At 70.8% G+C, this 12524-nt stretch carries 10 protein-coding genes; 5 read left to right on the forward strand and 5 right to left on the reverse strand.

The window, feature by feature from the left end; all coding sequences use genetic code 11:
- The first annotated feature begins 124 nt into the window (after nt 1-124).
- From leuS to ACTJKJ_RS14170, 5 genes are all read left to right on the forward strand, one after another.
- Complete coding sequence (gene leuS / locus ACTJKJ_RS14150; protein ID WP_440820853.1) at nt 125-2758, forward strand: leucine--tRNA ligase; 2634 nt, start codon at nt 125-127, stop codon at nt 2756-2758.
- 4 nt (nt 2759-2762) lie between these two features.
- Nucleotides 2763-3272: an LPS-assembly lipoprotein LptE gene (locus tag ACTJKJ_RS14155; protein ID WP_091730762.1), complete on the forward strand. Its 510-nt coding sequence runs from the start codon at nt 2763-2765 to the stop codon at nt 3270-3272.
- Nucleotides 3273-3291: 19 nt separating this feature from the next.
- A complete protein-coding gene (holA, locus tag ACTJKJ_RS14160) occupies nt 3292-4359 on the forward strand; it encodes a DNA polymerase III subunit delta (protein WP_343602223.1) in 1068 nt (355 codons plus the stop codon).
- A gap of 102 nt (nt 4360-4461) precedes the next feature.
- Nucleotides 4462-5115 (forward strand): methylamine utilization protein, encoded by a 654-nt coding sequence (locus ACTJKJ_RS14165; protein ID WP_440820854.1) that lies wholly within the window; start codon nt 4462-4464, stop codon nt 5113-5115.
- A 7-nt stretch (nt 5116-5122) separates the two neighbouring features.
- Nucleotides 5123-7537 (forward strand): putative bifunctional diguanylate cyclase/phosphodiesterase, encoded by a 2415-nt coding sequence (locus tag ACTJKJ_RS14170; RefSeq protein ID WP_440820855.1) that lies wholly within the window; start codon nt 5123-5125, stop codon nt 7535-7537.
- Nucleotides 7538-7615: 78 nt separating this feature from the next.
- On the opposite strand, the gene ACTJKJ_RS14175 is transcribed toward ACTJKJ_RS14170, so the two are convergent.
- The 5 genes from ACTJKJ_RS14175 to ACTJKJ_RS14195 are packed head-to-tail and all read right to left on the reverse strand — an operon-like array spanning nt 7616 to nt 12454.
- Nucleotides 7616-8116, reverse strand: coding sequence for a CinA family protein (locus tag ACTJKJ_RS14175; RefSeq protein ID WP_091730750.1), 501 nt, complete (start codon nt 8114-8116; stop codon nt 7616-7618).
- Nucleotides 8117-8171: 55 nt separating this feature from the next.
- Complete coding sequence (locus tag ACTJKJ_RS14180; RefSeq protein ID WP_091730746.1) at nt 8172-8693, reverse strand: phosphatidylglycerophosphatase A family protein; 522 nt, start codon at nt 8691-8693, stop codon at nt 8172-8174.
- Nucleotides 8690-9664 carry a thiamine-phosphate kinase gene (gene thiL / locus ACTJKJ_RS14185; RefSeq protein WP_440820937.1) on the reverse strand — a complete coding sequence of 325 codons (975 nt, stop codon included), beginning with the start codon at nt 9662-9664 and terminating at the stop codon, nt 8690-8692. The genes ACTJKJ_RS14180 and thiL overlap by 4 nt, the downstream gene beginning before the upstream one ends.
- A gap of 37 nt (nt 9665-9701) precedes the next feature.
- Nucleotides 9702-10358: a response regulator transcription factor gene (locus ACTJKJ_RS14190; RefSeq protein ID WP_091730740.1), complete on the reverse strand. Its 657-nt coding sequence runs from the start codon at nt 10356-10358 to the stop codon at nt 9702-9704.
- Nucleotides 10355-12454, reverse strand: coding sequence for a sensor histidine kinase (locus ACTJKJ_RS14195; RefSeq protein WP_183483956.1), 2100 nt, complete (start codon nt 12452-12454; stop codon nt 10355-10357). Before ACTJKJ_RS14195 ends, ACTJKJ_RS14190 begins: the two co-directional genes overlap by 4 nt.
- Nucleotides 12455-12524: the final 70 nt, after the last annotated feature.

The raw sequence follows: 12524 nt of genomic DNA on the forward strand, positions 1-12524 counted from the left end.
CCAAAGCAGCGCCCGCGCCCGCCGCGAAGCGCTGATCGCTCACCCCCGCAGGGTGGCGCCCACCGGGAGGATGGGCGGCGGCGCGCGGCCTCCTACAATCGGCGGCTACGTTGCCCGAGCCACCATGAACGAGAAATACGCTCCCTCCGAGGTCGAACAGGCCGCCCGCGACCACTGGAACGCCAGTGACGCCTACCGCGTCGTCGAGGACGCGTCCAAGCCGAAGTTCTACGCCTGCTCCATGCTGCCCTACCCGAGCGGCAAGCTGCACATGGGCCATGTCCGCAACTACACGATCAACGACATGTTGACGCGTCAGCTGCGCATGAAGGGCTACAACGTGCTGATGCCGATGGGCTGGGACGCCTTCGGCCTGCCCGCGGAGAACGCGGCGATGAAGAACAAGGTGCCGCCGGCCGCGTGGACCTACGACAACATCGCCTACATGAAGTCGCAGATGCAGGCGATGGGCCTGGCGATCGACTGGTCGCGCGAGATCGCCACCTGCAAGCCGGACTACTACCGCTGGAACCAGTGGCTGTTCCTGAAGATGCTGGAGGCCGGCATCGCCGAGCGCCGCACGCAGGTCGTGAACTGGGACCCGGTCGACCAGACCGTGCTGGCCAACGAGCAGGTGATCGACGGCAAGGGCTGGCGCTCGGGCGCGACGGTCGAGAAGCGCGAGATCCCCGGCTACTACCTCAAGATCACCGACTACGCCGAGGAGCTGCTGGCCGCGGTCGCCGATCCGTCGGACAAGAACTTCCTGTCGGGCTGGCCCGAGCGGGTGCGCCTGATGCAGGAGAACTGGATCGGCAAGAGCGAGGGCCTGCGCTTCGCCTTCCCGCACGCGATCCAGGGGGAGGACGGCCAGCCCATCCAGGACGGGCTGCTGTACGTCTTCACGACGCGCGCCGACACCATCATGGGCGTGACCTTCTGCGCCGTGGCGCCGGAGCATCCGCTGGCCGCGCACGCCGCGAAGACGAATCCCGCGCTGGCCGCCTTCATCGAGGAATGCAAGCAGGGCGGCACGACCGAAGCCGAGCTCGCCACGCAGGACAAGAAGGGCCTGGCGACCGGCCTCTTCGTGACGCACCCGCTGACCGGCGAGCAGGTCGAGGTCTGGGTCGGCAACTACGTGCTGATGAGCTACGGCGACGGCGCCGTGATGGGCGTGCCGGCGCATGACGAGCGCGACTTCGCGTTCGCGAAGAAGTACGGCATCGCGATCAAGCAGGTCGTCGCCGTCGAGGGCGAGACCTACTCGACCGACGCCTGGGCCGAGTGGTACGGCGACAAGCAGCGCGGCACCTGCATCAACTCCGGCGCGCTGGACGGTCTGACGCACAAGCAGGCGGTGGACAAGGTGGCCGAACTCGTCGGCACCAAGGGCCTGGGCGAGAAGAAGACGACCTGGCGCCTGCGCGACTGGGGCGTGAGCCGCCAGCGTTACTGGGGCACGCCCATCCCCATCATCCATTGCGACCGCTGCGGCCCGGTGCCGGTGCCGGAGAAGGACCTGCCGGTCGTGCTGCCGGAGGACTGCATCCCCGACGGCAGCGGCAACCCGCTGAACAAGCGCGCAGACTTCCTGAACTGCAGCTGCCCGAAGTGCGGCGCCGCCGCCAAGCGCGAGACGGACACGATGGATACCTTCGTGGACAGCTCGTGGTACTTCATGCGCTATTGCGATGCGACCAATCCCGAGCAGATGGTCGCGAACGGCACCGACTACTGGATGCCGATGGACCAGTACATCGGCGGCATCGAACACGCGATCCTGCACCTGCTGTACGCGCGCTTCTGGACCAAGGTCATGCGCGACCTGAAGCTCATCAAGTTCAACGAGCCGTTCACCAACCTGCTGACGCAGGGCATGGTGCTCAAGGGCGCCTTCTTCCGCAAGCCGGAAGACGCCGGCAAGCACTACTACTGGGAGCACGAGGTCGACGTCATCCGCAACGAGCATGGCCTGCCCACCGGCGGCACGCTGAAGGCCGACGGCCTCCCGCTCGAGTACGAGATGACGACGATGTCGAAGTCGAAGAACAACGGCGTGGACCCGCAGGCGCTGATCGACGAATACGGCGCCGACACCGCCCGCCTGTTCGTGATGTTCGCGTCCCCGCCCGAGCAGACGCTGGAGTGGAACGACGCCGGCGTCGAGGGCGCGCACCGCTTCCTGAAGCGGGTGTGGGGCTTCGGCGCGAAGCAGGCCGAGGCGATCAAGGCCGGCGGCGCCGATTTCGCCGCGCTGAACGATAAGGGCAAGGCGCTGCGCCGCGAGGTGCACCTGGTGCTCAAGCAGGTCTCGTACGACTACGAGCGTATGCAATACAACACCGTCGTGTCGGGCGCGATGAAGCTGCTGAACGCGCTGGAAGGCTTCAAGGCCGAGGGCCAGTCGGCCGCGGTGCGGGAAGGCTTTTCGGTGCTGCTGCGCGTGATCTACCCCGCCTGCCCGCACATCGCGCATGCGCTGTGGACGGAACTGGGCTTCGCCGCCGAGCTGGGCGAGCTGCTGGACGCCCCCTGGCCGCAGGTCGACGAAGGCGCGCTGGTGCAGGACCAGATCGAGCTGATGCTGCAGGTCAACGGCAAGCTGCGCGGTTCGATCAAGGTCGCCGCGTCGGCCGACAAGGCGGCGATCGAGGCCGCTGCGCTGGCCAATCCCGAGTTCGAGAAGTTCGCCGAAGGCAAGACGCCCAAGAAGGTCGTCATCGTGCCGGGCCGCCTCGTCAACGTGGTGGTCTGACGCCATGAAGCGCCGCCACCTGCTGTCCTTCGCTTCCCTGGGCGCGCTGGGCGCCGCGGCCGGGCTCCCCGGCTGCGGTTTCGAGCTGCGCAAGGAGCCGGTCTACCACTTCAAGACGCTGGCGCTGACCGGCTTCGTGCCGCACTCGCCGCTGGCGCAGGAGCTGCGCCGCCAGGTGCAGCGCAGCACGGTGCGCCTGGTCGAGGACCCCAACCGCGCCGACGTCATCATCGACGCCGAGCGCGAGGTGCGCGACAAGACCTCGGTGGCGACGACCGCCGCGGGGCAGATCACGGAATGGCAGCTGCGGCTGTCGCTGGACTACTCGCTGCGCACCGCCGGCGGGGACATCCTGCTGCCGCGCACCGAGCTGCGGCTGACCCGCGACATGAACTACAGCGAAAGCGCGGCGCTGGCCAAGGAGCAGGAAGAGGCCTCGCTGCAGAAGGCGATGCAGGTGGAGGCCGTCGGCCTGCTGCTGCGCCGCCTGGCGGCGGTCCACCTGCCCAACTGAACGCCGACGGGACGCGCGCATGCAGATCAAGGGCGAGGCGCTGGCCGGCCAGTTGGCCAAGGGGCTCAAGCCGGTGTACGTGGTGCACGGCGACGAGCCGCTGCTGGCGCAGGAAGCCGCCGACGCGCTGCGCGCCGAGGCCCGCCGGCAGGGCTACAGCGAACGCCAGGTGTTCACCGTCAGCGGCGCCTACTTCGACTGGGCGCCGGTGATCGCGGCCTCGCAGGCGATGAGCCTGTTCGCCGACAAGCAGCTGATCGAGATCCGCATTCCCACCGGCAAGCCGGGCAAGGACGGCTCCGAAGCCCTGCAACGCTACGTCGACGGTCTCCCGCCCGACGTGCTGACGCTGGTGACGCTGCCGCGCCTGGACAAGACACAGCTGAGCAGCGCCTGGTTCACCGCGCTGGACGGCGCCGGCGTGTCGGTCAAGGTCGATCCGGTCGAACGGCGGGAGCTGCCGGCCTGGATCGCCCGGCGCCTGCAGCAGCAGGGCCAGTCGGTGGCCGCCGGGGCGCAGGGCCAGCAGGCGCTCGAGTTCTTCGCCGACCGGGTCGAGGGCAACCTGCTCGCCGCCCACCAGGAGCTGCAGAAGCTCGCGCTGCTGCACCCGCCGGGCGAGCTCAGCCTGCAGCAGATCGAGGCGGCGGTGCTGGACGTGGCGCGCTTCGACGTCTTCAAGCTCAGCGAGGCGCTGCTGGGCGGCAAGGTCGGCCGCGTGCTGCGCATGCTCGAGGGCCTGAAGGCCGAGGGCGAGGCGGCGGTGCTGGTGCACTGGACGATGGCCGAGGACATCCGCGGCCTGAAGCGGGTCCATGACGCGGTGGCGGCGGGCAAGCCGCTGCCGATGGCGCTGCGGGAATCCCGCATCTGGGGACCGAAGGAGCGCCTGTTCGAGCGCATCGTGCCGCAGCTGCATGGCGCGGCGCTGACCCGGCTGGTGGTGGCCGCCCAGACCTGCGACGGCATCGTCAAGGGGCTGCGCCATCCCGAATGGCCCACCGATCCGTGGGAGGCGCTGGGCCGCCTGGCCCTCATGTTGGAGCAAGCCCTGCGTCCGCCGACGCAGAAAAACCGCTATGGTTGACGGCATCTCGTTCACCTGACGTCGCCGATGCGCCTGCTCCGCTCCGCAGCCCTGTCGACCGGCCGATCCGGTACCGTCGCTTGCCGCCCGTCCCCTGACGGCATGGGGACGCCGGGCGCGGGGCGCGCCTCGCCGCGGCAGGCGTGGACCTCGGCGCCAGGACGGCTCGCCGCCCTGGCGATCGCGCTGGGCAGCGCCGGCGCGAGCCAGGCCGCGGGCCAGGCCACGGATTGGACCCTCCAGGTGCGCGACGCCGCCGGCGCTGCGGTGCCGAACGCAGCGGTCGCCGTCGAGCTCAAGGGCCAGCCCGTCCGGCCGGCGACCGGCGCCTCGGCCACGATGGCCCAGCGCGATCGCCAGTTCCAACCCCAGCTGCTGGTGGTGCAGACCGGCACCGCGGTGAACTTCCCCAACTTCGACACCGTCCGGCACCACGTCTATTCGTTCTCCGCGACGAAGAAGTTCGAGCTCAAGCTGTACTCGGGCACGCCGGCCGAGCCGGTGGTCTTCGACAAGCCCGGTGTCGCGCAGCTGGGCTGCAACATCCACGACCGGATGAGCGCCCATATCGTCGTCGTCGACACCCCGCTGTTCGGCATCACCGACGCCAAGGGCGAGGTGACGCTGAACCTGCCGCCGGGCGAGCACCGCCTGCGGCTGTGGGCGACGCGCATGGGCAATGCCGCGCCGAGCGCCCAGCCGCTGGTGGTCGCCGCCGGCGCCGCGGGCGCGCTCAAGGTCGAGCTCAAGGACTGAGGCGCCCATGCGCTGGCCGGACTTCCTCAACCTGCGGCGGCTGGAGGGGCGCATCGTCGCGCTGTTCCTGGCGCTGCTGCTGGTCGTCCAGCTGCTGAACCTGGCGCTGATCAACGAAGGCATCGGCCGCAACGCGCGGGCTTCGGTGGCCGATGAACTCGAGGCCGGCGAGCGCATCCTGGTCCAGTTGATCGAGGAGGACAACGAGCAGCGCGGCCTGGTGGCCGACCTGCTGCAGTCGGACTACGGCCTGCGCCAACTGGTCGCGGCCGGCATCCAGGGCGAGGAACTGCGCGGGATGCTGCAGGACGTCTTCACCAACCTGAGCGCGCGGGGCGACGCGTCCTTCATCGGCTACGCGGACGACAGCTTCAAGCTGGTGACCGCGACCGACCCGATCGCCGCCAAGGTCGCGCCGCTGCTGCGCGGCGTCACGCGCCAGCAGCAGGGCCGGACGCAGAGCCAGCTCCTGCTGCTGGACGGCAAGGCCTATCAGGTCGTGGTCGCGCGGATGCGGGCCGCCGGGCTGGGCGGCTGGATCTTCACCGGCTTCGAGATGAAGAGCGACCAGCTCCAGGAGCTCAAGCGCATCGTGCGCATCCAGGGCGTGCTGCTGGCGCAATCGGCCGCCGGGCAATGGCAGGTGCTGTCGACCGTGCTGGACGCCACCGCCACGGCGCGCGCGGTGCAGGCGCTGCCCACCTTGAGCGCGACGGACCGCACGGTGCAGACCTTCCATCTGGAACTGGAAGGCGAGCAGTTCCAGGCGCGCCTGCAGCCGCTCGACCATGGCGGCGATACCGACAAATCGGTGGCGGTGCTGCTGCTGCGTTCGGTGGACGAGGCCCTCGCGCCCTACCGGCGGCTGCAATGGATGCTGCTTGGCCTGAGCGTCGCCGGGGTGTTGCTGTTCGCGGTCGGGGCGGTGCTGACCGCCCGCCGCATCACCGGGCCGGTGAAGGCGTTGGCCAGCGAGGCGCACAGACTGGGCCAGGGCGACTATGCGCGGCCGGTCGAGCGGCCGTCCAGCGACGAGATCGGCGACCTGGCGGAGGCCTTCGAGGCGATGCGCCAGGGCATCCGGTCGCGCGAGGAGGAGGTGAACCGGCTCGCCTTCTGGGATCCGCTGACGGACCTGCCGAACCGGGAGCAGTTCCACCAGGCGCTGGCACGGCGCATGGCCGAGAGCGAGGTGCGCTTCTCCCTGCTGATGCTGAACCTGGACCGCTTCAAGCATGTCAACGACGTGCTGGGGCGCGCCTTCGGCGACCGGCTGCTGCGCGCGGTGGCGGACCGGCTGCAGCATCTGCTGAAGGACGAGGTGCGGCTGACCGCGCGGGTCGGCGGGGACGAGTTCGTGCTGCTGATCGAGGGCGCCGGCGCGACGCGCGCGGAGACGATCTGCAAGCGCATCCAGCGGGATTTCGAGCGCGCGCTCAGCATCGACGACCAGACGGTGGACCTGTCGGCCGGGATGGGCGTGGCGCTGTATCCGCAGCACGGCCGCGATCCGATGCTGCTGCTCGCTCGGGCGGAGCTGGCGATGCATGCGGCCAAGCGCGGCCAGAGCGGCTGCGAGGTCTATGCGCCGAGCATGGACGCGGCCAGCCAGGAGTCGCTGTCGCTGCTCAGCGAGCTGCGCCACGCGATCGACGCAGGGGAACTGCGGCTGTTCCTGCAGCCCAAGGTGGACCTGCATGCGCAGAAGATCTCGGGTGCGGAGGCGCTGGTGCGCTGGCAGCATCCGTCGCGCGGGCTGGTGCCGCCCATGGCTTTCATCCCCTTCGCCGAGCAGACCGGCTTCATCCGCCAGATCACCGCGTGGGTGCTGCAGGCCTCGGCGCAGGCCTGGATGAGCCTGCAGCGCGAGGGCCTGGCGCTGCCGATCAGCGTCAACCTGTCGACGCGCGACCTGATGGACCAGGACCTGCCGATCAAGGTGGCGGATCTGGTGGCCGGCGTGCCGCCGCCGGCCCTGTGCCTGGAGATCACCGAGTCCGCGATCATGGACGACCCGCAGCGCGCGCTGCAGACGCTGGAGCAACTGCACGCGCTGGGCTTCAAGCTGTCGATCGACGACTTCGGCACCGGCTACTCGTCGCTGGCCTACCTGAAGCAGCTGTCGGTCGACGAACTCAAGATCGACCGCAGCTTCGTGATGAACATGGAGCGCGACATCGACGACGCGAAGATCGTGCGCTCGACCATCGAGCTGGCGCACAACCTGGGCCTGTCGGTCGTGGCCGAGGGCCTGGAGACCGGCAAGCAATGGACGCTGCTGCAGACGCTGGGCTGCGACCAGGGCCAGGGGTATGCGCTGTCACGACCGATGCCGGCCGAGCAGTTCGCGCAGTGGCTGCGCGACTGGCAGCCGCCGGACCTCGGCGATGCGCGCGCCAGCACGATCCTGGCCGGGCTGTAACGACAAGCCCGAGCGTCGCGTCGCTCAGGGGGCTCGGGGGGTGATGTCCGGGCCGGCTCGATCCCTCGAGCCAGGCGCTCAGGAGTCCCGATCCTCCAGCGCATCGCACAGCGCCTCGAGGCCAGCGCGCACCGTGCGGGCGCGGACTTCGTGGCGGTCGCCGGTGAAGTGCTCCTTCCACACGCGGATCCGCGAGCGCCCATGCATCAGCGCCAGCCACACCGTGCCCACCGGCTTGCTTTCGGTCCCGCCGCCCGGCCCGGCCACGCCGGTCACCGCGATCGCCCAGTCGATCGGCGCATGCGCGACCAGCCCGCGGGCCATCTGCTCCGCCACCTCGCCGCTGACCGCGCCGTGCAGGCCGATCAGCGCCGCCGGCACGCCCAGCAACTCGGTCTTGGCCTCGTTGCTGTAGCTCACGACGCCGCGCTCGAACCATTGGCTCGACCCCGCCAGGCTGGTGCAGGCCGCGGCGATCAGCCCGCCGGTGCAGGACTCCGCGGTGCCCATGCGTTCCTTGCGCTGGATCAGCGCCAGCGCGATGCGCTCGATCAGTTCGGACTCGTCGGGAAACAGCATGGGGATCTCCTCGTCGATGGATCTGGATCCGTGGGTGAAGGCGCGGCTCGCAGCGTCAATGCAGCAAGGCCCGCGCGCCGGCCAACACCACGAGCGTACATCCGGCGGCCACCAGATCGTCGAAGAGGATCCCGAAGCCTTGCCACACCGTCACCGGCTGCCCGGGCTCGATCTTGAAGAGACCGTCGGCCCAGCGCACCGGCCCCGGCTTCGCGGCGTCGAAGTAGCGGAACAGCGCGAAGGCGGCCAGTTGCCATCCAAAGCCCGCCGGCATCAACAGCCACAGCACGAGCCAGATCGCGATGATCTCGTCCCACACCACCGCCCCCGGGTCGCAGGTGCGCAGGTGCCTCGCCGTCACCGTCGACGCCCACCAGCCGACCGGCAGGCTGACCGCGATCAGCACGGCCCATTGCGCCGGCGACAGCCACAGGTTCAGCACGGCGAACGCGGCCCAGCCCCACAGCGTGCCCACGGTGCCCGGCGCCTTCGGCGACAGGCCACTGCCGAAACCCATCGCGATCCAGTGGGCGGGGTGTCTCGCCATGAAGGCGAAGGTCGGTCGGACGGCGCTCATGACTTGAAGTGGTCGAAGCTGCGCGGCAGGTCCTGCACCGGATGCCCCAGGCCGTCGACCACGCGCAGGCCGGGGGCCGACTCGATCCGTCCGATGCGGTAGACCGGCGTGCCGGCGGCGCGGCCCGCCTCGAGGACGCGCTGGCGCGCATCGGGCGGCGCGGTGAAGACGAGTTCGTAATCGTCGCCGCCGGTCAGCAGGCACAGGCGCTGGAGGTCCTCCGGCATCGCGCCGAGCACCGCCGAGCGCGGCAGGTCCGCCAGGCGCAGCGTCGCGCCGACGTTGGAGCGCTGGAGCACGTGCCCGAGGTCGCCCGCCAGCCCGTCGGAGAGGTCCACCGCGCTGGTCGCCAGGCCTCGCAGCGCCTTGCCCAGCGCCACGCGCGGCTCGGGCATCTCCATCCGCAGGCGGACTTCATCGAACTGCGCGGCGCTCAAGGACAGCGTGCCGCGGAACACCTCCAGCGCCAGCCGCGCATCGCCCAGCGTGCCGCTGACCCAGACGTCGTCGTCGACGCGCGCGCCCGAACGCAGCAGCGCCTGGCCGGCGGGGACTTCGCCCATCGCGGTGATGTTGAGGTTGAGCGGCCCGGCCGTCGTGTCGCCGCCGGCCAGCACGATGCCCTGCGCGTCGGCCAGCTCGAACAGCCCCTGCGCGAAGCCGGACAGGAAGCCCTCGTCGACGCGCGGCAGCGCCAGCGAGAGGAAGAAGGCCCGCGGCGTCGCGCCACAGGCCGCCAGGTCGCTGAGATTGACCGCCAGCGCCTTGTGGCCGAGGCGCCGCGGCGAGACCGTCGACAGGAAATGCCGGCCCTCGACCAGCATGTCCGCCGTCACCAGCCATTGATGGCCGGCCGTCGGCGTCAGCAGCGCGCAGTCGTCGCCGATGCCCAGCGCCACCGCGCCGCCCTCGGTGCGGCCAGCGCGCGCGGCGCGGCCGAAGAAGCGATCGATCAGGTCGAACTCGCCCAGCGGCCGCCCGTCCCGTCGCTCCCGCGAATCAGAAGAATCACCCATGGGCGGCATTGTCGCCGCGCAGCAGGTTGGACAGCTCCACCGCGGACTTCACGTCCATCTTCTCGAACACCCGCGCGCGGTGGACCTCGACGGTGCGCACGCTGATGTTGAGCTGGTCCGCGATCAGCTTGTTGGGCAGGCCCTGCACCACGAGCTGCATGACCTCGCGCTCGCGCTCGGTCAGCTCGCCGACACGGTGTCCCAGCGCCGATTTCGCGTCGCGTGCGGCGATCGCCTCGGCGCTCTGGGCCAGCGCCTGTTCGACGCGGTCGACCAGCGCGTTGTCGGAGAAGGGTTTCTCGACGAAGTCGTAGGCGCCCTGCTTCACCGCCGCCACCGCCGTGGGCACGTCGCCATGACCGGTCAGGAAGATCACCGGCAGCGTGTCCAGCAGGCCGCGCTCGATGAGCCGCTCGAACAGCGCGAGCCCGCTCATGCCCGGCATGCGCACGTCGAGCAGCAGGCAGCTGGGCGCCGACGGCCAGTCGCGCCCGCCGCGAGGCAGGCCGTCGAGCAGCGACTCGAAGGCTTCGGCGCTGCCGAAGCCCTCGGACAGCAGCCGGCGCGAGCGCAACAACCAGGCCAGCGCATCGCGCACCACATCCTCGTCGTCGACGAGGTAGACCATCGGCAGGGACTGCGGCTTCATGCGGACGACTCTCCAGATCCAGTGACGGGCAACCGGTCGGCCCCGGTGCCGGGGGCCGCGCCAGGCGCATCCTCGCACGGCAGGCTGAAGCGGAACTCGGTGCCGGTCGGCGACGCGGGGGCGACGCGGCTCTCGAAGTCCATCGCGCCGCCGTGCTGCTCCACCACCGTGCGGCACAGGCTCAGGCCCAGGCCCATGCCCTCGGTGCGGGTCGTGAAGAAGGGCGTGAACAGCTGCCGCGCGACTTCCGCCGGAATGCCCGGCCCATGGTCGACCACCGCGAAGCTCAGCCAGCGCGGCTGCAGGCGCCGCACGCGCAGCACCAGCGCGCGGTCCGCCAGCGGCGTGGGACCGTCCATCGCCTGGATCGCGTTGCGGGTGAGGTTCAGCAGCACCTGCTCGACCATCGTGCGGTCGCAGCGCACCCGCGGCAGGCCCTTGGGCAGGTCCATCTCGATGCGGGCGCCGCTCTTGCGCGCCTGCAGCCGCACCAGCGGCAGCACCGCGTCGAGCAGCTGCTCGACATGGACCCACTCGCGCGCCGCCTCGCGCCGCCGCACGAAGTCGTGGACGCTCTTGATCACGCGGCCGGCCCGCTCGGCCTGCTCGGCGATGCGGGTCACGGCCTGCCGCACCATCGCCGGCGTCTGCGGATCGTCGGCCTCGCGCACCATCAGGTTGATCGACGCGGTCGCGTAGCTGGCGATCGCGGCCAGCGGCTGGTTCAGTTCGTGGCTCAGCAGCGAGGCCATCTCGCCGACCGTGGCCAGGCGCGCCGTCGCCTGCAGCCGGTCCGACTGCTGGCGCGACAGCTCCTCGACCTTGCGCTGCGCGCTCAGGTCCAGCACGGCGCTCATCCAGCCGGTCTGCTGGCCCTCGGCGTTGAGCAGCGGCGCCTCGTAGATCATCACCGGGAAGCGCTCGCCGGTGCTGCGCGCGAAGACCGTCTCGAAGCCCTCGCGCGGCGGCAGGCCGGCCTCCCATCTCGCCTCGCGGTCGTGATGGCGGCGCCAGTATTCCTCGATGAACTCGGGCGGCCAGTACGGCGGCGCCTGCGGCGGGCGGCCGGTGCCGACCAGTTCTTCCGCGGCGTACCCGACCATCGCGCAGAACGCCGGGTTGACGTAGCTGATGTTGCCGTCCAGGTCGCGCGCGCGCAGGCCGGTGATCAGCGAGTTCTCCATCGCCTGCCGGAACGCGAGCGACTCGGCCAGCGCGTGCTCCGCCTGCGCGCGCTTGCGCGTGTCGCGCGCCAGCACGATGACCAGCGCGAACAGCGCCAGCGACAGGCCGATCACCAGCGCCGTCGCCAGGTTGGGGATCAGCTGCGGCCGGCCGGTCGCGTTGTCCACGCGCAGCTGCAGGCTCAGGCCGGGCAGGTCGAGCAGGCGCTCGGACAGGTAGAAGCCGCTGCCGCGCGTCAGGCCGGTGCGCGCGAGCCGCGTGCCGTCGCCCTCGACGAAGGACATCTCGAAACGGCGCGCCTGCTCCTGCGAGACCGATTCCTCCAGCAGCGGCCGCAGCCCCATGGTCGCCACGACGTAGGAGCGCGGCTCGCCGGCGCGCACCCGGGGCAGGCACAGGTCGGCGACCTCCATGCCGTCGCCGCCGGGGCCCGGCACGAAGTACGAGCGCGAGAAGAGCGGCGTGCCCTGGCGCAGCGCGGCGATGCAGGCGAGCTCGGTCTCGATCTGGAGCTGCTCGCGCGACAGCGTCGAGAACAGCGGCGGCGCATACGGCGTGTCGACGGCGCGGCGCACCTGGCGCTGCTCGTCGCGCAGCTCGATGCGCAGCATGACCCGCGTCTGCCGCAGCTGCGCGGCGGCGTTGCCGCGCCAGTCGTCGTCCTCGGCCCACATCAGGCCCTGCAGGCCCTGCAGGTCACGCCCGATCAGCTGCTTGGCGCGCGCGGTGACCTCGGCGGCGGCGAGATCGGAGGCCTCCTGCGCGCGCGCGGCCTCGTGGCTCAGCGTCAGCGTCAGCAGCAGCGACTGCGCGATCAGCAGCAGCCCCACCAGCGTGCCCCACAGCAGCGCGCGCCGCCAGCGCCGCGGCCGGGTGCCACGTGCCAGGGGGGTGGAAGGGGCGGACAGCATGATCGTGGGCGAAGGCAAGCGGGGACTGCGGCGCGGCGTGAAGGAGGCGTCGGGTCGCGCAGCGAAGGAC

Source organism: Roseateles sp. 22389, from assembly GCF_052044995.1.
GTDB lineage: Bacteria > Pseudomonadota > Gammaproteobacteria > Burkholderiales > Burkholderiaceae_C > Roseateles.